The 21,426-nt window shown below is 70.8% G+C and carries 18 protein-coding genes and 1 tRNA gene; 13 read left to right on the top strand and 6 right to left on the bottom strand.

Translation table 11 applies throughout. The features are described from left to right. Positions 1 to 426 precede the first annotated feature (426 nt). The 3 genes from mmsA to HWD93_RS07060 all read left to right on the top strand — a co-directional run bounded on the left by mmsA (position 427) and on the right by HWD93_RS07060 (position 4,424). A complete protein-coding gene (gene mmsA, locus HWD93_RS07070; RefSeq protein ID WP_175473765.1) occupies positions 427 to 1,950 on the top strand; it encodes a multiple monosaccharide ABC transporter ATP-binding protein in 1,524 nt (507 codons plus the stop codon). Next, positions 1,947 to 3,239 carry a multiple monosaccharide ABC transporter permease gene (gene mmsB / locus HWD93_RS07065; protein WP_070417112.1) on the top strand — a complete coding sequence of 431 codons (1,293 nt, stop codon included), beginning with the start codon at positions 1,947 to 1,949 and terminating at the stop codon, positions 3,237 to 3,239. The genes mmsA and mmsB overlap by 4 nt, the downstream gene beginning before the upstream one ends. Positions 3,240 to 3,317: 78 nt before the next feature. Continuing rightward, on the top strand, positions 3,318 to 4,424 hold the full coding sequence (locus HWD93_RS07060) for a sugar-binding protein (protein ID WP_070417113.1): 1,107 nt from the start codon (positions 3,318 to 3,320) through the stop codon (positions 4,422 to 4,424). Positions 4,425 to 4,546: 122 nt separating this feature from the next. On the opposite strand, the gene HWD93_RS07055 is transcribed toward HWD93_RS07060, so the two are convergent. After that, complete coding sequence (locus HWD93_RS07055) at positions 4,547 to 4,924, bottom strand: DUF86 domain-containing protein (protein ID WP_071294381.1); 378 nt, start codon at positions 4,922 to 4,924, stop codon at positions 4,547 to 4,549. Next, on the bottom strand, positions 4,921 to 5,436 hold the full coding sequence (locus HWD93_RS07050; RefSeq protein WP_083403123.1) for an XRE family transcriptional regulator: 516 nt from the start codon (positions 5,434 to 5,436) through the stop codon (positions 4,921 to 4,923). The genes HWD93_RS07055 and HWD93_RS07050 overlap by 4 nt, the downstream gene beginning before the upstream one ends. Between HWD93_RS07050 and HWD93_RS07045 the strand changes: the two genes are divergently transcribed. Together HWD93_RS07045 and HWD93_RS07040 are read left to right on the top strand one after the other, a co-directional pair. Then, positions 5,435 to 6,592 (top strand): hypothetical protein, encoded by a 1,158-nt coding sequence (locus HWD93_RS07045; RefSeq protein WP_261646441.1) that lies wholly within the window; start codon positions 5,435 to 5,437, stop codon positions 6,590 to 6,592. The genes HWD93_RS07050 and HWD93_RS07045 overlap by 2 nt on opposite strands. A gap of 5 nt (positions 6,593 to 6,597) precedes the next feature. After that, positions 6,598 to 7,341, top strand: coding sequence for a hypothetical protein (locus HWD93_RS07040; protein WP_261646440.1), 744 nt, complete (start codon positions 6,598 to 6,600; stop codon positions 7,339 to 7,341). 25 nt (positions 7,342 to 7,366) lie between these two features. Here HWD93_RS07040 and dcd read toward each other — a convergent pair whose 3' ends face one another. Beyond that, positions 7,367 to 7,954, bottom strand: a complete 588-nt coding sequence (dcd, locus tag HWD93_RS07035; protein ID WP_070417116.1) for a dCTP deaminase — start codon at positions 7,952 to 7,954, stop codon at positions 7,367 to 7,369. Positions 7,955 to 8,042: 88 nt separating this feature from the next. On the opposite strand from dcd, the gene HWD93_RS07030 reads away from it, so the two are divergent. Both HWD93_RS07030 and HWD93_RS07025 read left to right on the top strand, forming a co-directional pair. Continuing rightward, positions 8,043 to 9,134, top strand: coding sequence for a GNAT family N-acetyltransferase (locus HWD93_RS07030; RefSeq protein ID WP_261646439.1), 1,092 nt, complete (start codon positions 8,043 to 8,045; stop codon positions 9,132 to 9,134). An 82-nt stretch (positions 9,135 to 9,216) separates the two neighbouring features. Next, entirely contained in the window at positions 9,217 to 11,262 is a 2,046-nt protein-coding gene (locus tag HWD93_RS07025) for a cytochrome c oxidase assembly protein (RefSeq protein ID WP_261646438.1), read from the top strand. Positions 11,263 to 11,331: 69 nt separating this feature from the next. Here the strand turns inward: HWD93_RS07025 and HWD93_RS07020 are convergent, their stop codons facing one another. From HWD93_RS07020 to HWD93_RS07010, 3 genes are all read right to left on the bottom strand, one after another. Beyond that, complete coding sequence (locus HWD93_RS07020) at positions 11,332 to 14,265, bottom strand: Ig-like domain repeat protein (RefSeq protein WP_261646437.1); 2,934 nt, start codon at positions 14,263 to 14,265, stop codon at positions 11,332 to 11,334. A gap of 210 nt (positions 14,266 to 14,475) precedes the next feature. Beyond that, on the bottom strand, positions 14,476 to 14,823 hold the full coding sequence (locus HWD93_RS07015; protein ID WP_070417120.1) for a hypothetical protein: 348 nt from the start codon (positions 14,821 to 14,823) through the stop codon (positions 14,476 to 14,478). After that, positions 14,813 to 15,880, bottom strand: a complete 1,068-nt coding sequence (locus tag HWD93_RS07010) for a DUF6177 family protein (RefSeq protein ID WP_261646436.1) — start codon at positions 15,878 to 15,880, stop codon at positions 14,813 to 14,815. Before HWD93_RS07010 ends, HWD93_RS07015 begins: the two co-directional genes overlap by 11 nt. A gap of 210 nt (positions 15,881 to 16,090) precedes the next feature. Between HWD93_RS07010 and HWD93_RS07005 the strand changes: the two genes are divergently transcribed. The 6 genes from HWD93_RS07005 (at position 16,091) to bla (ending at position 21,391) form a co-directional block, all read left to right on the top strand. After that, positions 16,091 to 16,164, top strand: a tRNA-Gly gene (locus tag HWD93_RS07005). 14 nt (positions 16,165 to 16,178) lie between these two features. After that, positions 16,179 to 16,796: a GntR family transcriptional regulator gene (locus HWD93_RS19435; RefSeq protein WP_070417122.1), complete on the top strand. Its 618-nt coding sequence runs from the start codon at positions 16,179 to 16,181 to the stop codon at positions 16,794 to 16,796. 182 nt (positions 16,797 to 16,978) lie between these two features. Continuing rightward, positions 16,979 to 18,427 (top strand): MFS transporter, encoded by a 1,449-nt coding sequence (locus tag HWD93_RS06995; RefSeq protein ID WP_229085905.1) that lies wholly within the window; start codon positions 16,979 to 16,981, stop codon positions 18,425 to 18,427. 71 nt (positions 18,428 to 18,498) lie between these two features. After that, a complete protein-coding gene (locus HWD93_RS06990) occupies positions 18,499 to 19,401 on the top strand; it encodes an ABC transporter substrate-binding protein (protein ID WP_261646435.1) in 903 nt (300 codons plus the stop codon). Next, positions 19,398 to 20,408 carry an ornithine cyclodeaminase family protein gene (locus HWD93_RS06985; RefSeq protein WP_261646434.1) on the top strand — a complete coding sequence of 337 codons (1,011 nt, stop codon included), beginning with the start codon at positions 19,398 to 19,400 and terminating at the stop codon, positions 20,406 to 20,408. Before HWD93_RS06990 ends, HWD93_RS06985 begins: the two co-directional genes overlap by 4 nt. 26 nt (positions 20,409 to 20,434) lie before the next feature. After that, positions 20,435 to 21,391, top strand: coding sequence for a class A beta-lactamase (gene bla / locus HWD93_RS06980; RefSeq protein WP_261646433.1), 957 nt, complete (start codon positions 20,435 to 20,437; stop codon positions 21,389 to 21,391). Positions 21,392 to 21,426 lie beyond the last annotated feature (35 nt).

Below are 21,426 nucleotides of genomic sequence, written 5' to 3'. Positions count from 1 at the left end.
GGGCGCGGCCCCGCGCGGTGGGCGCGCGCGCGCGGACGGGAGGCGCGGGGCGGCGCCGACCCGCGCCTCCAGGCCGTCATCGACCCACCCGGGTACCCCAACGCGGGGGACGTGCGGTGCCCGGTTCCGCCAGATCACGCGGCCCGTTACACAAACGCGACCAAACCGAATTGACAGGCGCGCCGATCGCGTGCGTAGTATTACCTCCGTTCCGCCGATGTGAACGGTCACATGACCGTCACGACGCGGGACTCCGGACGCGACAACGAAGTCCACACAGGCCTCCTGTGCCCTTCGTCGCCGCTCGCAGAACCACCCGAAGGACTGCCGCATCGCAGCGGCAGAAGGAGATGCACCGTGGCGTCAACCCCGATCGACACCGGCCTCGAGACCCGGTCGATCACCGCACCCGAGACGATCCTCGAGATGCGCTCGATCACCAAGGAGTTCCCTGGTGTCAAGGCGCTGTCCGACGTCTCGCTCAGCGTCCGTGCCGGCGAGATCCACGCGATCTGCGGCGAGAACGGCGCCGGCAAGTCGACCCTCATGAAGGTCCTGTCCGGCGTCTACCCGTACGGCACCTACGACGGCGAGATCGTCTTCGAGGGCGAAGAGGTCCGGTTCAAGGACATCAAGCAGTCCGAGCAGTCCGGCATCGTGATCATCCACCAGGAGCTCGCGCTGATCCCGGAGCTCTCGATCACCGAGAACCTGTTCCTCGGCAACGAGCCGGGCAAGTTCGGCGTCATCGACTGGACGAGCGCCCAGCTCCGTGCACAGGACCTGCTCGCCCGCGTCGGCCTCGCCGACGACCCGGACACGCAGATCAAGAACATCGGCGTCGGCAAGCAGCAGCTCGTCGAGATCGCCAAGGCCCTGCACAAGGACGTCAAGCTCCTCATCCTCGACGAGCCGACCGCGGCGCTCAACGAGAACGACTCGCAGCACCTCCTCGACCTCATCGTCGGGCTGAAGGCCAAGGGCATCTCGAGCATCATCATCAGCCACAAGCTGAACGAGATCGAGCAGATCGCCGACGAGATCACGATCATCCGCGACGGCAAGACCATCGAGACGCTGAACGTCAAGGGCGACGGCGTCAACGAGGACCGCATCATCCGCGGCATGGTCGGCCGCTCGCTCGAGAGCCGCTTCCCGGACCGCACCCCGAAGATCGGCGAGACCTTCTTCGAGGTCCGCGACTGGACCGTCCAGCACCCGCTCGACTCCTCGCGCCTGGTCTGCAAGGGCTCGAACTTCCACGTGAAGCGCGGCGAGATCGTCGGTTTCGCGGGTCTGATGGGCGCCGGCCGCACCGAGCTCGCGATGAGCATCTTCGGCCGCTCCTACGGCACGTGGCTCGGCGGGCAGATCATCAAGGACGGCGAGGAGATCAAGGTCACCAACGTCCAGCAGGCGATCGAGCACGGCATCGGCTACGTCTCCGAGGACCGCAAGGCGCTCGGCCTCAACCTGCTCGACACGGTCAAGCGATCGACCGTCGCGGCCGACCTGCAGAAGATCTCGAAGGCCGGCGTCGTGGACTCCCTCGAGGAGTACAACGTCGCCGAGAAGTACCGGAAGCTGCTCCGCACGAAGGTGCCGACCGTCGAGGAGAACGTCGGCAAGCTCTCCGGCGGCAACCAGCAGAAGGTCGTCCTGTCGAAGTGGATGTTCACCGACCCGGACATCCTCATCCTCGACGAACCGACCCGCGGCATCGACGTGGGCGCCAAGTTCGAGATCTACGGCATCATCCAGCAGCTCGCAGCCGAGGGGAAGGGCATCATCCTCATCTCCTCCGAGCTCCCCGAACTCCTCGGCCTCTCCGACCGGATCTACACGATCTTCGAGGGCCAGATCACGGCCGACATCCCCTCGGAACAGGCCGATCCAGAAACGCTCATGCGCAGCATGACCTCCGCGCGGAAGGGCGCTCTCGTCTCATGAAGAACCTGAAACTGCTGTTCGGCAAGGGCAACAGCATCGGCCAGTACGGCATGATCATCGCGTTGATCGCGATCGTGATCTTCTTCTCGATCACGACCAAGGGCCTGATCCTCGAGCCGACGAACGTCATCAACCTGTTCCTGCAGTACTCCTACATCCTGATCCTCGCGCTGGGGATGGTGATGGTGATCATCGCCGGCCACATCGACCTGTCGGTCGGTTCGGTCGCGGCGTTCGTCGGCATCATCGTCGCGCAGTCGATGTCCGTGTGGCACTGGCCGGCATGGGCCGCGATCATCCTCGGCCTGGCCGTCGGCGCCCTCGTCGGCGCCTGGCAGGGCTTCTGGGTGGCGTTCGTCCGGGTCCCCGCGTTCATCGTGACGCTGGCCGGTCAGCTCATCTTCCGCGGTGCGAACCAGATCATCGGCCAGTCGACCTCGGTGCCGACCCCGGACTCGTACAACGCCATCGGCGCCGGCTACCTCGGCGACTTCGGCCCGGACTTCGGGTACTCGAACGGCACGCTGCTCATCGGTCTGGCCACGATCATCGCCCTGATCGTCATCGAGGCCCGCGGCCGCTCCCGCCGCAAGAAGATGCAGGCCGAGGTCCCGCCGCTGTGGGTGTCGATCGTCCGCACGGGCGTCCTCGTCGCCGTCACGCTCGTCGCGACCTACCTGTTCGGCGCCGGCCCCGTCGGTACCTCGATCCCGATCGTCGCGATCATCCTCGGTGTCCTCACGATCATCTACGGCTTCATCACGAAGAACACGATCTTCGGTCGCCAGGTCTACGCGGTCGGCGGCAACGCGAGCGCCGCGGTGCTCTCCGGTGTCAGCGCCCGCAAGGTCAACTTCTTCGTCATGGCGAACATGTCCGTGCTCGCCGCGGTCGCCGGCATGGTGTTCGTCGGCTACTCGAACGCCTCGGGTCCGGCTGACGGCACCGGCTGGGAGCTCGACGCGATCGCCGCCGTGTTCGTCGGTGGCGCCGCGGTCGCGGGTGGCATCGGCACGATCTCCGGGTCGATCATCGGTGGCCTCGTGATGGCGCTCCTGTCGAACGGCCTCCAGCTCATGGGCATCGAGTCGAACAAGGTGCAGATCATCCGTGGTCTCGTCCTCCTCGTCGCGGTCGCCTTCGACGTCTACTCGAAGTCCCAGGGCCGCCCGTCGCTCATCGGCGGCATGATGCGGCAGTTCCAGAAGAAGGACACCGAGCAGAACACGGTGGCAGCCCAGCAGCCGCAGTCCATCCAGGACCAGCCGGACAAGGTCAACACCCAGTAAAGACGTGGCGCCCCGGGCTCCCGGGGCGCTCGAACCCCTCACCACAGCACCACCCCTCAACGAAGAGAAAGCACTCACATGCGCAAGAAGCTCATCGCCGGCATCGGCCTGGCGCTCGTCGCGGGCCTCGCCCTCAGCGGCTGCTCGGCTCGCGGCACCTCCGGCTCGGACTCGGGCTCGAGCACCGAGATCAAGAAGGGCGACCTCATCGGTGTCGCCCTGCCGGCCAAGACCTCGCAGAACTGGGTGCTCGCGGGCGCCGCGTTCGAGAAGTCGATCGAGGACGCCGGCTTCAAGGCCGACATCCAGTACGCCAACGCCGGCAACCCCGTCCCGGACCAGCAGTCGCAGATCTCGGGCATGGTCACCAAGGGCGCCAAGGTCGTCATCATCGGTGCCGCCGACGGTTCGCAGCTCGGCTCGCAGGTCAAGGCCGCCAAGGCGAAGGGCGTCACCGTCATCGCCTGGGACCGCAACATCCTGAACACCAAGAACGTCGACTACTACGTGGCGTTCAACAACTACAAGGTCGGCCAGCTGCAGGCGCAGGCACTCCTCGACGGCCTCAAGGCCGAGAAGGGTGACGGCCCCTACAACATCGAGCTCTTCGCCGGTTCGGCGGACGACGCGAACGCCACCGTGTTCTTCAACGGTGCGATGAACGTCCTCGAGCCGAAGATCAAGGACGGCACCGTCAAGGTCACGTCCGGCCAGGAGACCTTCCAGAAGGTCCAGACCAAGGGCTGGCTCGCGCAGAACGCCCAGTCCCGCATGACCGACCTGCTGTCGCAGTACTACTCGGGTGACACCAAGCTCGACGGCGTCCTGTCGCCGAACGACACCCTCGCCCGTGCGATCCTGACCGCGACGAAGGCCGCCGGCAAGCCGAACCCGGTCGTCACCGGCCAGGACTCGGAGACCGCGTCGATCCCGCTCATCATGCAGGGCACGCAGTACTCGACGATCTACAAGAACACCACCGAGGAGGCGCAGGCCGCCATCGACCTGGTGTCCGACCTCTCGAAGGGCAACAAGCCCGACACCAAGATCGACAAGACGAACAACTACAACGGCGTCAAGACGGTTCCGGCGATCGAGCTCACCCCGGTCCTCGTGACCAAGGAGAACGCGGTCGAGGCCTACAAGGGCAACGACACCCTCGAGGCACTCGCCAAGAAGGGCTGATCTCCCCGATCACACGACGACGGCCCCGTCTCGCTCCGGCGAGACGGGGCCGTCCCGCGTTCGCGGCGGGGGCACGGTCGGACGGGAGGCGCGGTCCGGGGCCGACCCGCGCCTCCCGTCCGTCACTGCGTCGGGTCCACTGCCCCTGCCGCGCCCCGACGGTCACCGCGCGCTGCGTGCGCGGCGCGCAGGCGGTGGACCGCCTCGCAGAGCGACGGCACGTCCACCCGGGCCGTCCCGAACACCACCGCCGGCGTCGTGTCGAAGTACCGCCGGGTGAGGCGTTCGCCGAGGAGCGACACCCGCGACCACGGGATGCTCGGCTCGGTCGACGTCACCGCGCTCGGGAGCATCCGGACCGCCTCGCCGATCTCGACCAGTCGCATCCGGACCGCGTCGTACACGAGGCCTTCCGGCAGGGCGTCGTCGTCGACGTAGGCACGGATCACCCCGCAGGCACGGATCACGTCGTCGAGCCGGTCCCCGACGTCGCGGCTCACAGCGGCACCGCGTCCCGGACGGCGTCGGCGCCCATGCCGGCGGCGTCCACGACGTCCACCCGCACGCCGAGGAGCTGCTCCGCCTCGTCCTGGATCCGCATGAGCGCGAAGATGCCGAGCCCGGGATCGAGGTCCACCATCAGGTCGACGTCGCTCGCCGGGCCGTCCTCGCCCCGGGCCACGCTGCCGAAGAGCCGGGGGTTGCGGCCACCGAGGCGCTGCACGATCGCGACGAGTTCCCGCCGTGCGGCCATCACCCGTTCGCGGAGGGGCGGCGGTTCCTCGACGGGGTGCAGGTCGATCGCGGCCGTGAACCCCGCTGCGAGCAGGAGCCGCTGCAGTGCGGCGAGGGACGGCTCGCGGCGTCCGTTCTCGTAGGTGCTGATGACGCTCTGCGTGACGCCGGCGCGGTCGGCGAGCTGCACCTGGGTGAGTTCGGCGCGGAGGCGGGCGTCCCGGATGAGCCCGGCTGCCGACACTGGCGGCGCGGGTCGTGGGAGTACTGCGGACATGCGGCCACGATACACAGAATGCGACATTTCTTTACGCACATCCTGCGGTTCGGAGTGCCGCGTCCAGGAGATTGCGACGGGCGATATCGCGGGCCGCGTTATGCCGAATACAAGTTTTTCCATTCGACGTCCGCTTTGCTTGTACGATCACGCCATGGACGTCGTGCGGGGCCTCGAGTTGCTCGAGACAGTTGTGCCCGACCTGGACCTCTCCGTCCGTGCGACCTCGTCACGGACCGCCACTCTGACGTCTCGGCAGGGACTCCGCCACGTGCTCATCCGGGCGCTCGACACCCCTCCGACCCCGGCGCGCGTGATGCGTGAGCTGGGCACTCTCGGCCGAGGCGCGATGGCGGCTGAAGCGCTGCTGTACGTCGTTCCACGATCGACCGCCTCCCTCCGCGCGATCGCGCTCGCTGACCCGCGGGTGATCGTCGCGGCCGTCGACCAAGGTGCCGTACTGATCGACGGCACCGAGTGGTCGCGGACGCCCGTTCCGGCCCCGGTGCGTGGCTCACGCGGCCGCACGCCCTGGGGACGGTTCGCGCTGATGCGAGCACTCGTGCGCACCGGCGCTCCGCGAACACAGTCCGAACTCGCGAGCGAGACGGGCGTCACCCAGCAGGCGATCGCGCTCGCCCTGCCCGCGTTGCACAGCCTCGGCGTGGAGCGAACGGCCGGAGGATGGGTCGGTCGTGATGCCTCAGCACTGTGGGACGAGTTCCTGTCGGCGTACCCGGGCCCGTCGGGGGTACGCAGACGCTGGACGAGCGTGGCCGCGCTCGACCTCCAGCGGCAGCGGGCAGTCGAGGCAGCGCGCTCCGAGTCACGTCCGGTGCTCGTCTCCGGCGACTCGGCCGCCGACACCCTCGCGCCGGTTCGTCGCCCGGCCGTCGCGGTCCTCTACAGCGAGGCCGACCTCGACCTCGCGGCACGCTTCACCACGGCACCACCCGGTGACGAGACGCTCGCGGTGGTCGTCCCCGCAGATCCCACCGTCTTCGCGACCGCTCGAGCCTGGGACCCGCACGGCGCACCGACGCTCACGGATCCGCTGGTCACGGCATGGGAGGTCGCCAACTCCCGGGGTCCCGACCGCGACGACGCGGTCTTGGCACTGCGCCGCGTCACGCTCGACGGGCGGGACGAACGGTGATCCGTGTGAGCGTGGTGGTCCCGTGCACCTCGGTCGCCGACGAACTCGCTTTCGCCTCGCTCGGTGACGCAGTACGCGCGATCGCCGATCGCAGCGCCGCGCGCATCGTCGGAGGCCACATGGTCGGACTGCTCCTGACAGCGTTCCCGGTCGACGGACTCGCGGCGCGGCGGACCGTCGACGCTGACGCGGGCGTGAGCACTGAGATCGCGGCCCGCGGTGACGTGGTCGACAGGCTGCTCGCCGACGCGTACCGGGCAACCGCCGGAAACCGGTTCGAGCGGGACGGCCGAACGATCGACCTGCTCGTGGAGTCGCTCGACGGACGCTTTCGCCCACGGCACCTCGGCGGGCGGCACTTCGACGCGAGTCCCGGCCTCGACGTCGTCCTCGCACAGGACCCGATCGAGGTCGACACGACCGTGGTCGACACCCACGGTCGCGAAGAGCGCTTCGTGGTCCGGGTCCCGACCGTCGAGATGGCGACGATCCTCAAGACGTACGCCTGGGCTTCGCGCCGCTCCACGAAGGACCTCGCAGACCTCGGGCACCTGCTGGAGATCCGTCATGCACACGGTGCCGACGCCGTCGGCGGGTGGGCCCTCGACACCGAACCGGTGAGCGGGCGCCGGCTGGACACCGCACGAACCCTCCGGAGCATCAGGCCGGCCGATGCACGATTCGCGGACTCCGGGATCGCCGGGCCACGCTTCGTCGCGCTGATCAGGGAGTACATCGCGGTGGTCTGACGTCCGACGTCCACCCGGGTGCCGGTCAGGAGCGGCGGGAGACGTCCGTCCGCAGGAAGTTCTGCGCCGAGCGGGACGGCGTCGGACCGCGCTGCCCCTGGTACCGCGACTGGTACTCGGCGGAGCCGTACGGCTTGTCGGCGGGGCTGGACAGCTGGAAGAAGCAGAGCTGGCCGATCTTCATGCCCGGCCAGAGCTTGATCGGCAGGGTCGCCACGTTCGAGAGCTCGAGGGTCACGTGCCCGGAGAAGCCCGGGTCGATGAAGCCCGCCGTGGAGTGGGTGAGGAGGCCGAGGCGCCCGAGCGAGCTCTTGCCCTCGAGCCGTGCCGCGATGTCGTCGGGCAGCGTGACGACCTCGTACGTCGAGCCGAGCACGAACTCCCCCGGGTGCAGGACGAACGCCTCGTCCGGGTCGGTCTCGACCAGCCGGGTGAGATCGGGCTGGTCGACCGCCGGGTCGATGTGCGGGTACTTGTGGTTGTCGAACAACCGGAAGAACTTGTCGAGCCGGACGTCGATGCTCGACGGCTGGACGAGCGAGGCGTCGTACGGGTCGAGGCCGATCCGGCCCTCGGCCAGCTGGGCGGTGATGTCGCGGTCGGAGAGCAGCACGCGACGAGCCTAGCGGCAGCGGAACGGCACCGGTAAGCTGCGAGGCTGCCCAGCGTCGGGCGGCGTCACACGGCCAGGAGGAACCGACATGACCGCGTACACCGTGCACGAACTCGACGTGCCCGCCACCATGGACGACGACGCCGCGACGGTGCAGGCCTTCCGCGACTGGGTCCGTGTGCAGAACGCCGCCGAGGTCGCCGTCACCCGGTTGCCCGAGATCCTCTGGACGCCCGAGGAACAGCTGCCGTACCTGCTCGACCCCGAGGCACCGAGCCGCCTCTTCGTCGTGCGCGATCCCGACGGCGACGTCGTGGCGGCCGGCTCCTACGACACCAAGCAGGCACCGGGGACCCCGAACTGCTGGATCGCGGTCGCCGTCGCGCCGGACCACCAGCGGCGAGGCATCGGCACGCTGCTGGCCGAGCACCTCGAGGGCACCGCCCGCGACGACGGTCGCACCCAGTGGAAGACGTACGCGGTGTCACGGCAGGTCGGACCGGCGTCCGGACCGGGGTACCTCGTCCCGCCCACCGGCCACGGCGCCGTGCCCGAGGACGAAGCCGGCGCACGGTTCCTCAGCGGGCGCGGCTGGCGCTTCGGGCAGGTCAACCGGATCAGTCGCCTGGCGCTGCCGGCCGACCACTCCGTAGTGCGCGAGCTCCACGACCGGGCAGCGGCCGCCGCCGGACCCGACTACCGGGTGCAGGCGTGGGCCGGGCCGACGCCGGAGCAGTGGCTCGACGGCATCGCGCTGCTCGAGACCCGGATGAGCACCGACGCTCCCGAGGGCGACATGGAGGAGCCGGAGGACGTCTGGACGCGCGAGCGCCTGCAGGAGCACGAGGAGCAGCTGCAACGCTCGCCGCGCACGATGGTCACGGTCGCGGTCGAACACCTCCCGACGACCACCTTGGCCGGTTTCACGCAGCTGGCAGTACCGGACGCGGTGCACCAGCCGGTCATGCAGGGCGACACCCTCGTGCTGCGGGAGCACCGCGGGCACCGGCTCGGCTGGCTGCTCAAGGTGGCCGGGATCGAACGCGTCGAGCAGGACTTCCCGGGGCGACCCTCGATCATCACGTTCAACGCCGAGGAGAACCGCCCGATGCTCGACGTCAACGAGGCCGTCGGGTTCGTGGGCGTCGGGAGCGAGGGCATCTGGGAGCGCCGCGTCTGACGTCGTGACCTGAGGCGGGCCGCAGCCGGTGCGCGCGACGCACGCCGCGCCTCCAGGCCCACACGCCTACGATTGGACGGTCATGACCGTCACGTCACCCGAAACCCAGCCAGGAGGCGCGGCGCCGGAATCGGCGCCCGTCACCGCGCGCACGTCCACCGTCGCGACGGTCCTCGTCGTCGCCGTCCCGCTCGCGGTGGCGTGCTCGATCCTCGGGATGACGCTCACCGGCGCCTTCACCGCGAACCAGCAACTGGTGTCTGCCGGCGACCTCGTCGAGTACGGGCTGCCCGTCGCGCGCGTGGTGCACGACACCATGGCGGCGCTGACGATCGGCCTGCTCGTCGTCGCGGCGTTCGCGCTCCCGGCGCAGAAGAAGGACCACCGGGCGATGTCGAGCGTGCAGCACCGCGCCGCGCGCTGGGCGGCCGCGACGGGTTCGGTGTGGTTCCTCGCGGCCGTGGTGAGCATCGTGCTGACGGGCGCGAACACCCTCGGCGTCCCGCTGACGAACCCGGTGTTCGCGCGGAACTTCACCCTCTTCGCGTTCCAGGTCGAGATCGGGCAGGCGCTCGTGGTGTCGGCCGTGGCGATCCTCGTCGCGACCGTGGTCGCCGCCTTCGCCACCCGGGTGACGACGCTCGCGGTGGCGACGGTCGCCGGGCTGTTCGCGCTGCTGCCGCTCGCACTGTCCGGGCACGCGGCCGGGTCGCTCGAGCACGCGAACGCGGTGAACTCGCTCGCGGTCCACCTCGTCGCCGTGTGCGTCTGGGCCGGTGGGCTCGTCGCCGTGCTCGTCCTGCGCACCCGGACGAAGGGCGCCACCGGGCGGGTCGTGTCGCGGTACTCGACGCTCGCGGGGTGGGCGTTCGCCGCGGTCGCGTTCTCGGGCATCGTGAACGCGTCGCTCCGACTGACCGGCCCGCTCGACCTGTTCACGACGACCTACGGATGGCTCATCACGGTCAAGGCCGCCATCCTCGTACTGCTCGGGCTCGCCGGGGTCGTCCAGCGGCGGCGGCTCGTGCCGGGGCTCCTCCGCGCGCCGCTCGACCGCCGCGTGTTCGTGCGGTTCGCCCTCGCCGAGATCGTGTTCATGGCGATCGCCATCGGGGTCTCCGTCGCCGTCTCCCGCTCGCAGCCGCCGATCCCGCAGACGCCGGAGACCGGGGACGACACCCGCTCCGGACTCATCGGGTTCCCGTACCCGCCCCCACAGACCGTGCAGACCTACCTGACCCAGTGGCACATCGACTGGGTGTGGCTGGCGCTCGCGGTCGTCGGGGCCGGCTGGTACCTGCTCGCCGTCCGGAAGCTCCGGAAGCGCGGCGACAAGTGGCCCGTCGGACGCACGATCGCGTGGCTGCTCGGGTGCGCGCTGTTCATCTGGACGACGTCGGCGGGGCCGGCGGTCTACGGGATGATCCACTTCTCGTCGCACATGCTCCAGCACATGCTGCTGATGATGTTCGTGCCGCTGCCGCTCGTGCTCGGCGGGCCGGTGCTGCTCGCGCTGCGGACCCTGCCGGTGCGGAACGACGGCTCGCGCGGTGCCCGTGAGTGGCTCATGCTCTTCACGCACTCGCGGTACATGCAGTTCCTCGCGAAGCCGGCCGTCGCCGGGGTGATCTTCGCCGGGTCCCTCGTCGTGTTCTACTTCACGCCCGCGTACGAGTACGCCATGCAGTCGCACGAGTGGCACGTGGCGATGATCGTGCACTTCGTGTTCAGCGGGTACCTGTTCTTCTGGGTGTTCGTCGGCGTCGACCCGGGTCCGAAGCGACCGCAGTACCCGATCCTCATCATCGCCCTGCTCGCGACCCTGGCGTTCCACGCGTTCTTCGGCGTCGCGGTCATGACGTCGGAGTCGGTCTTCGCGATCGACTGGTTCCACGCGCTCGGGCAGACGAACGACGCCGCACTCCTCGCCGACCAGCACACCGGCGGCGGGATCGCGTGGGGCGCGTCCGAGCTGCCGATGGTGTTCGTCGCGCTGCTCGTCGTGCGCAACTGGGTCAGGTCGGACACCCGTGACGCGAAGCGCCTCGACCGCAAGGCGGAGCGGGACGGGGACGCGGACCTCAAGGCGTACAACGAGCGCCTCGCCGCGATGCACGACCGCGACTGACGGGAACAGGAACGCGCACCGTGCGAGGTCGCACGGTGCGCGGTCCTGTGGGTCTGCCCGACCTGCTTGCTACTCCGAGGCGTCCCGGGCAGCGCGGGTCCGGCGGACCATCAGCAGCACCAGGCCGCCGAGGAGCAGTGCGGCCGCGAGGCCGATGCCCGTGCCCATCGCGAGCGGCGACCCGGTGAACGCGAGCGCACCGGTGCCCGACCCGACCGGCGCGTGCGACGGGGTCGCCGCTGCGGTCGGGTCGGCGGTCGGGTCCGCTGCCGGGGTGACCGTGGCGGGTGCGGCCACGACGACGACCTCGATCGTGGTGGTCGACGCCGCGAAGGACGCGTCCCCGCTGTAGGACACCGTCACGGTGTTCGTCCCGACGGGCAGCGCGTCGGTCTCGCAGCTCGTCTCGGGGAGCGTCGCCGTGCACAGGACGGTCCCGTCCGCCGCGGTGAAGGTCACCGTGCCGGTCGCGCCGGTCGGCAGGCCGGACGCGCTGAGGCGGACCGTGGTGCCGACGACCGCGCGGGTCGTGTCGGTCGAGCCGACCAGCTCGGTCGGCTGCGCGGTCACGACCAGGTCGAAGGGGTCGCCCTCGGCCGGCTCGTAGTTGTCGTCACCGCTGTACCGGGCGTGCACGCGGTAGGTCCCCCCGGCGAGGTCGGCGGGGACGTCGCAGGTCGTGTCGGGCAGGGTCGCGGTGCAGAGCACGGTGCCGTCGTCGGTGACGTAGTCGATCGTCCCGGTGGCGTCCTTCGGCACGTTCGGGCTCCCGAGCGTGGTGGTCTCGCCGTGCGTCACGGTCACCGTCGTGTCGGTGCCGGGGCCGGACGGGTCGGACGGTCCACTCGGGTCCGTCGGGTCGGACGTGCCCGGCGTGATGGTGGTCGCGGCCTTCCGGACGGTGAGGTCGACCGCCACGGCCGTGGAGCCCTCGTACCGACCGTCGCCCGAGTAGACCGCGGTCACCGAGTGCGTCCCGGCGGCGAGCCCGGAGACGTCGCAGCTCGTGGCCGGCAGGGTCGCCGTGCAGAGGACCTTCCCGCCGGCGCGGAACTCGACGGTCCCGGTCGGTGCGGGCCGGTCGCCGTCGACGGCGTCGAGGCCGTCGACCGCGAGGGTCACGGTCGCGCCGTACGTCGTGGACGCCGGCGTCGACGTCACGGTGATCGCGGTCGGGACCTTCGAGACGACGAGCGAGCCGTCACCCGTGGCCGAGGCGTGGTCGGCGTCACCCTGGTAGGTCGCGGTGATCCCACGGGTGCCGACCGTCGAGGTCGGGACGTCGCAGGACGCGGCTCCGGAGGCGAGCGTCGCGGTGCAGAGCACGGCGCCGGACTCGGTGTCCGTGAACACGACGGACCCGGTCGGCGTGGTCGCCCCGTCGGACTCCCCGGAGGCGACGCTCGCCGTCAGGGTGGCGCGGTCGCCGACGACCGCTGCGGCCGCACCGACCGAGACGGTGCTCGACTGCGGCTGGACCTCGACGGCACGGGTGACGGTCACGGCCTCGGCGTCGGTGGAGGCGACGACGGTCGAGACGGTGGCGGTGCGGGCGGCGCCGGACACCGTGTACGGGATCGTCAGCGTCGGCAGGACGGTACCCGGCGTGCGGTCCGCCGCGGCCTGGTCGCACGTGACGACCTGACCGGCGGCGGTGCAGCTCCAGCCGTCGCCGCTCGCCGTGGCGACGTCGGGCGTGACACCCGTCGGGAAGGTGGTGGTGGTGCGCACGAGCTGCGCCTCCGAGCCACCGTCGGCCGACACGGTGGGGGTGAGGGTGTACGTGCCCGAGCCGGCGTGCGCGACCTTCGCCGCGCCTCCCGTCTGGGCGGTCAGCACCGGCACCGGACCGGCGACGGTCGTGGTCTTGAGTGCGTTGACCTCGTGCACGTCGTTCGATCCACCGGTGCCCGCGACCCATCCGTAGGTGAGCTTGTACGGGTACCCGGTGGTCTGGTCGACCCACGAGGACGGCACGCCCGCGACGTTGCTGCCGCCCTTCAGCGTCGGGAGCGCGCCGGCCAGGACCTGCCGGGTCCCACCGCTCGACGTGAAGACGACCTTGAACGTGCCCGGATCGACCGACACGTCCGTGTTCCCGGTGCCCTGCGCGCGCAGGGTCGAGGTCGTCGGGTTGATGACGATCTCGACGGGGACCTTCGCGGTGGTGCGGTCGGTCACCCCGGTCCGGCTGAGCGTGCCGTTGCCCGCGAGCGGGGTGCCCGCGGTCGTCGAGACGATGCAGTAGCCGTTCAGGCCGTTGCCGGGGCCCCGGACCGTGACGTTGTTCGCGTAGGCGGCAGCGGACGCGTCCGCGGTGCAGCCCGAGCCGCCGAACGCCTTGTTCGAGAAGTTGCCGAACCGGTCGAGGCCGACGCCGAGGTAGGCGTGGGAGAGCCCCGACGCCTTCGTGCCGATGGACGCGTTCTGGCTGTCGGTGATGCTCGCGCTGTAGCCCAGCGAGCCGCCGAGGTACCCGATCTTCTCGGGGACCTCGGGGTTGTACGGGTCGGTCGCGGCGAGGTAGAAGACGATCCCGTCCGCGCCGTTGCCGTTGTACTGGTAGCTGTCGAAGACGGCGTCGATGCCCTTGGTGATCGGGACCGACTGGCGGGAGCCGACGCCGCCGGCCTTGTCGCCCTGCGCGGTCGTCAGGCGGAGCGCCCCGTTGCCGCTCGCGTCACGGACCGAACCGGAGGCGATGCCCTTGCCGTCCGTGGTGCAGGTCGGGATGCTGCCGTCGTTGCTGGTGCCGGAGGCCGGGGCCGCGGTGAGGCACGCCTCGTTCGCCGCGCCGGACTGCGTGGACGGCAGGAGGTAGCCGTCGCCGACCGAACCGGTCGTGAACCCCTCGTTCACGAACGTGGTCTGCGCGGGAGCGGCGGCGGACGCGGTGGACGCACCCGCCCCCACGAGCGCGAGACCGGCGAGGCCGGCGACGACGACGCCGGAGAGGATGCTGCGAGCGCGCGCGACGGCACGCTTCTGTGGTTGTGTACGCACTGGAGCCCTGTTCAGTGAGAAGAGCGGTGCCGACGAGGAGCGTGCGCGCCCGGCTCGTCGGCTCGGGTCCTCACACCGTAGGGCCGGATCGGGTACCCGCGGGTCTCGGAACGACCGTTCGCACCACAACTGGGGACACGCCCGGGCCCGTGAGTCGCGTCGAGCGCTCGTACTGGCCCCACTCCGGGTGGCCGCAGAGGCGGTCGGTGCTCAGTCGCCGTGGACGATGCAGACCGCGTCGAGGTCCATCGCGGCCTCGAGCGCGGCGGAGATCCCGGACTCGCCGTCCGCCCCCTCGGGCGTCACGGTGTCCACCCACCACAGCGGCGTCGACAGCGTCGGGGCGTCCGGCAGGATCCGTTCGACCTCGTCGAGGGCGTCCACGCGCCGCACCGCGAGCACGGTGATCACCGGGTGCGTGGCGTCCCGGCAGACCTGCATCATCGGGCCGTCGTCGAGCGCCCGGACACCCCAGGACTCGTCGTGCAGGAGCAGCGCCTCGGCGACGTCGCGCGTCTCCACCGGCCCGCGGCAGAGCAGGGTGACGTCACGGGGCACGGTGACCGCCGAACACGTGCGAACCGTCCCCGACGTGGCCGTCCAGCGTGCCCTCGTCGTGCGCCGGGTCGAGCGGGGCACCACCGACGAGCTGCAGGAACCGGTCTTCATCGATGCGGTCGAGGAACGCCTCGAGCGCTTCCCAGCCGTCGTCGAAGCGCACGACGAGACCGCCGCCGCCGAACGTCGAGGTGGTCGTGCGGGGCGGGGGCCACACGCCGTCCCGGTCGAGGAACTCGGTCGCCTCGGGCCCGACCACGACCGCCAGCGGCGCGGGTTCGCCGTGCGAGACCGCACGGACGAGGTGGTCGGCGTCGCCACGACGCTGCATCACCACACCGAAGACGGGTTCGACGTCCTCGGCGACGCGGTGCACGGCGTCGAGGAGCCGCGGCGCGAGCGTCTGGTCGGCGCCGTCCTCGGGGATCGTGAGCACGGCGGACATCGTCTCGACGACCACGCCGTCGAGCAGGTGCGCGGTCATCGTCGCCGAGAAGCCCTCGCCCACGGCGTACGACGTCGACACCGCCGGGGCCTCGTGCTTGGCGTACTGCGTGACGACCCAGCGGTCCCACGGCACGGTGAGCGGTTCGGCGGTGCCCCAGCGCGTCGGGCAGGTGCCGACCGTCTCGCAGAGGGCCTCGATCGCGGACCCGATGTCGATCGCGCGTTCGGCGTGGTGGCGCAGCGTGAGGTCGATGCTGATCTGCCGCACCGAGTCGCGCGCGACGGGGTGCTCCGGCGAGGGCGTGCCGACGAGCTCGGGGCCGCGGTGCACGAAGTCCTCGATGCGGGAGGCTGCGACGCCGGTCCGTCCGTCGCGGAGCGTGCCGTCGGGATCCGTGACGGCCCACGCGGCCCCGTACGCGCCGAGGGCGTGCCGGAGCGCCGGTGTGAGCGCGGAGCCGGGCCCGGTGCGGAGGAGGACGAAGCGTCCGGACTCGGATGCCCGACGGAGCAGGGAGGCGAGCGCCTCGGTCAGCCACACCACCGGCGAGGCCGAGTCGACCACGATCGCGGGGCCGACCACGTCGTCGATGAGGGGATGTCTGACCATCCGGGTCCTCCTCGGGTTCGCGGGTCGCTCGATCCACCTGGACGGTACACACGGGGGCGACACCTGTCCGTCAGACGGACCGGCTCACAGCGGAGACACGGGTCCGGCCAGGAGGCGCGGTGCGGGTCGGCAGCGCCACGCTCGGCGGGCACTCGGCTGGCGTCCAGCGCAGAATCCGCTAGGCTTGCGACGTCCCGCTGAGCGGGGTGCGCGAGTGTAGTTCAATGGTAGAACTCCAGCTTCCCAAGCTGGTAGCGCGGGTTCGATTCCCGTCACTCGCTCCAACTAGCATCGTGCTGTGGAGTCCAAGCCGGCATCTGTCCTCAAGGCGATCAGGGCCGAGATCATCGCCGGTACGCTGCCACGCGGCTCCCGCCTGAAGGAAGACGCCCTGGCCGAACGCTTCGGGGTCTCACGGGTCCCCGTGCGTGAAGCACTCCGACAGCTGGAGACCGAGGGGTTCGTCGAGTCCGAGAAGTTCAAGGGCGTCCGCGTCGCCGACTCCTCGACCGAGGTCGTCATCGAGCTCATGCAGATCCGCCGCGGACTCGAGGTGCTGGCCGCCGAGCTCGCCGCTCGTCGCCAGGGCGGCGAGTGCGCCGACCTGCTGCGCGCGGTCGGTCACGAGGAACGGTCCGACCAGGAGATCGAGGCCGCGCAGTCGCCGCGGTTCGCGTTCCACGGGCTGGTGGCGCGCGCCGCGGGGAACAGCCGACTCGAGACGATGATCGACCACCTGATCCACCAGACTGCCTGGGCCTTCGAGCGCGTGACGCAGGACGAGGTGGCGTCGAGCAGCGATGACCACACCGCCGTCGCCGGCGCGATCCTGCGCGGCGCCTCGGTGCAAGCGGGCCTGCTGATGGACGAGCACCTGCGCCGTGACGAAGCGATCTACCGGGCGCTGAACCCGTAGGAACGTATACGAAACCCCACGAGGGACTTGGTCGGCGCCAGCCGTGATGCTTGAATGTCCGCGTGACACAGGCAGCCGTAACGAACCGTCTCGTGTTCGAAACCAGCCTGAAACAGCTTTTCGTATACAAAAGAGTGACCGCACGGTGCACCGCCCTCACTCTTCCCCCGCTGGAGTCACGAATGTCCGCTGTCACCCGCTCCACCGCACCAACCCGAACCGCGTCCGCCGCCCGACCCGAGGGCGGCATCGGATCCGCCCTCGACTCGATCGGCTTCACCCGGGCCCAGTTCTGGGTCCTCATGCTCATCCTCGCCGGGGAGTTCTTCGACACGCTCGAGCAGAACTCCGTCGGCGCGATGGCCACCAACATCAAGGCCTCGCTCGCCATCGGCGACGTGCAGCTCTCGACGATCAACACCGCCACCGTCCTGGGTGGCCTGGTCGGACGGTTCCTGGCCGGCTGGCTCGCCGACAAGTACGGCCGACGGTTCTCGCTCGGCCTCAACCTGCTCGTCTACACGCTCGGCGGCCTGCTCAGCGCGGTGTCGTTCAACTTCGACATGCTGCTCGTCAGTCGGTTCATCGTCGGCATCGGCGTCGGCGGCGAGTTCATGATCGGCATCGCGATGCTGTCCGAGATGGTGGCCACGAAGTACCGCGGTGGTCTCATCGCGACCATCAACGTCGGTGCCGGCGGCATCGGCAACTTCATCTCCTACGGCCTCTTCCTGCTGCTGCTCGGGCCGCTGGCCGTCCCGCTCGGTGGTGACGACCACGTCTGGCGCTGGACCTTCGTGATCCTCGCGATCCCCGCACTGTTCGTCGTCCTGTACCGCCGCAAGCTGCCTGAGACGCCGCGCTGGTTGCTCTCGAAGGGCCGTGTCGACGAGGCGAACCGATCGCTCGCGATCCTCGCTTCGAACACGCTCACGCCGCCCGCCGAGACCGCGCCGCCGGTGCGTCTGACGCCGGCGGACCTGCCCCCGGTCGCACTGCACTCCTCGCCCGCCGCGGTCTTCCACAAGCTGGTGCTCCGCCGGACGATCGCGATCGGCGTCGCGTCGTGGATGGCCTTCGGCGTCCAGGTCACGCTGAACTTCCTGATGCCGACCCTGCTCGTCGAGCGCGGCTACACGGTGTCGCAGAGCCTGCTCTACACGATGATCATGAACATCGGTTCGCTCCTCGGGTGCACGGCAGCGGCACTCCTCGCCAACCGCGTCGGACGCCGGCCCCTCATCGCCGTCGCGGGCATCCTCGGCTGCCTCACCGCCCTGGCGTTCGCGGCGTTCGGCAACGACACCGCCGCGATCCTCGTGCTCGGCGCCCTCTTCCAGTTCTTCACGATGCTGACGAACACCACGCTCGCCGCCTGGACCGCCGAGGTCTACCCGACCGCGATCCGCGCATCCGGCGCCTCGATCGTCAACGGCATCGGCAACATCGCCGGAGCGGTCATGCCCTTCGCGGCCATCGCCCTGTACGGCTCGTGGGCCTTCGCCGGTGTCTTCGGACTCGCCGCCGTCATGTACGCGGTGCTCGTGGTCGCGTCGCGCTTCGCCCCCGAGACCCGCGGGCGGTCCCTCGAGGACGTCAACGAGAACGCCCTCTCGACCCCCACCGCCTGACCGACGGCACCACCCGCACCACCCCGGTGGGCCGGACACCCCGGCCCACCACCCCACGATCGGAGAACACCATGGACACCCTGAAGATCTCGGCGACCGCGAACGGCCTGAACTACCTGCCCGAGTACGTCGCCGACGTCGGCGGACTGTTCGCCGAGCGCGGCCTGGCCGTCACCGCGAAGGCGTGCGACCCGTGGACCGGCGTGCTCGACGACATCGACTCGCACGAGGCCGACCTCGCGCTCGGCGGCCTGTGGGTCCCCGCGATGTACGCCGGCACCTCGAGGAAGCTCTCCGTCGTGGGACAGCTCAACCACCGGTTCCCGATGACCATCGTCGCCCGCGACGAGACCGCACCGATCACCCTGGACTGGCTCGCCGGCAAGGTCGTCCTGGCGCCCGGGGCCGGCGGCAGCGCACCGTACGAGTTCACTGCCGGACTCGTCCGCGAGGCCGGGTTCGACGTCGCCGCGACCCGCTTCGTCCGTGACCTCTCCACCGCGATGCTCATCGAGCTCTACCAGGGCGGCCTCGGTGACGCGATCATCCTCGACCTCGTCTCCGCCCAGGAACTCGTCGCCGCCGGTGGGGGCACCATCGTCTTCCGGCACCTCGACGCCGGTGGCGTGATGCCGAACAGCGTCTACTACACGCGCACGGACCGCATCGACGAGCTCGGCGACCGGGTCGACCGGTTCGTCGACGGCATCGCCGCCGCGATGGCCAAGATCACCGCGGGCGACGCCGACGCCGAGATCGCGGCCGTGCTCGCCGCCCGGTGGCCGGAGAAGGACGCTGCCCTGCTGCGGCGGGCCGCCGACGAGATGGCCGCAGGGGGCGTCTGGGACACCGCGGTCGTCGACCGCGAGGCCTCCGACCGCTGGATGCGCATCCTGTTCGACGGCGGGCTCACGACCCACACCCCGTCGCTCGAGGAGCTGCTCGGCGCCTCGACCGCCGTCGCCGCGTCGTGACCGTCGTCCTCGGCGCCGCCGACGTCGCCGGTCTCATCGACGCCGTCGACGTCGTCGGGGCCGTGGAGGCCGTCCACGCCGACCTCGGGACCGGCGCGATGCAGCAGCCGGCTCCGGTCGCCCTGACCGGCGCCGTCGACGCGCTCTTCCTGCCGATGGCCGTGCGGTCCGACCGACTGGGGCTCGTCGCCGTCAAGCTGATGGCCGACATCCCCGAGAACAGCGCACGGGGGCTGCCCTCGCAGCGGTCGACGATCCTGGTGTCCTCGTCGGTGACGGGCGAGTGCGTGGCGGTCCTCGACGGCATGGCCATCACCCGGGCCCGGACCGCGGCGACCACCGTGGTCGCGACGAAGCACCTCGCCCGCTCGGGCAGCCGGACCCTCGGGATCCTCGGCGCGGGCAACCTCGCCGTCGAGCACGTCCGCGCGTTCGAGGCCGTGCGACCGTTCGAGCGGATCGTCCTCTGGTCGCGCTCGTCGGGAACGGTCGCCCGCTTCCTCGACGCCGTCGGCCCGGACGTCGCCGGGCGGTGCGGGGTGGTGCACGAGGCCCGTCGGGTGGTCGAGGGGTCCGACGTGCTCTGCACCCTCACGCCCTCGGTCGATCCCGTCGTCCGAGGAGCCTGGTTGCACGCGGGCCAGCACGTGAACGCGGTCGGAGCACGTCCGCGCCCGACCCACCGGGAGCTCGACGGCGCCGCGATGGCGCGCGGCACCCTGTTCGTCGACAGCCGTGCGACGGCATGGACGAAGTCCGGCGACCTGCTCGAGGCCGTCGTCGAGGGGACGGTCCCGCAGGACCTCCACCCCGCTGAGCTCGGCGAGGTCGTCGCCGGGCGTGCCCCGGGCCGGACCACGGACGACGAGGTCACCGTGTTCGACTCGGTCGGGCTCGGCGCGCAGGACCTCGCCGTCGCCGCCTGCGTGATCGAGCTCGCCCGGGAACGGGGCGTCGGGACGGAGGTCGCGGTCGCACGGGTCGGGGTACCGGTTCCCGGCAGGTGACCAGGCTCGGGCGGCAGGGTGCTGCCATGCGCCGTGCTCTCCCCCTGGTCATCGCCGGCATCGTCGCCGCACTCGCCCTGACCGGCTGCAGCGGCGGGAGCCCGGGCACCACCGCGGCCGCACCGTCACCGACGCGCACGCCCGCGTCCGCACCGACGCCCTCGCCGACCCCGACCATCGCCGCCGCCGACCGGGCTGCCGTCGCCCGCACCCTCGCCGACCTCGAGCGGGAGTACGACGCCACGGTCGGCGTCGTCGCGACCGACACCACCACCGGCGAGACCGTCGCGTACAACGGCGACCGCCGCTTCGGCTACGCGTCGACCCTCAAGGCGTTCGCGGCGGCGCAGTTCCTCCGCGCGGTGCACGGCGCCGACCGGGACGAACGGGTGCGCTGGAGTGCGGCGGACGCCACCGCCGCCGGGCACTCCCCCGTCACGAGCGAGCACGTCGCCGACGGCCTGACGGTCGCCCAGCTCGCCGAGGCCGCGGTCCGGCAGAGCGACAACCTGGCCCTGAACCTCGTCCTCGACCGCATCGGAGGCCCCGCGGGTCTCGACCGAGCACTGGCGGAGCTCGGGGACCGCACCACCGAGGTCGTGCACGACGAACCGGCCCTCAACACGATCGAGCCCGGCAGCACCGAGGACACCACGACCCCGGCGGCGTTCGCGGCGACCCTCGCCACGGTGCTCGACGGCCAGACGCTCGGACGCTCCGACACCGCGCTGCTCGAGCACTGGATGAGCGGCAACGCCACCGGCGACACCCTCGTCCGCGCCGGCGCTCCCGACGGCTGGACGGTGGTCGACAAGTCCGGCGGCGCGGGCGGCATCCGGACCGACGTCGCACGCGTGACCCGGCCGGACGGCGGCCCGATCGTCATCGCCGTCCTCACGACCCGCAACGCCCCCGACACCGCCTACGACGACGCCCTCGTCGAGCGGTCCGCCGCGGCGGTGCTCGACGCGTTCGACGGCTGACGGCCGCCCGGCGTCACACGGCGTCATGCACGACA

Source organism: Curtobacterium sp. C2H10 (assembly GCF_025407985.1).
Lineage (GTDB): Bacteria > Actinomycetota > Actinomycetes > Actinomycetales > Microbacteriaceae > Curtobacterium.
The sequence above is the reverse complement of the archived record's forward strand: the minus strand, read 5'-3'. Positions and strand labels throughout refer to the sequence as shown.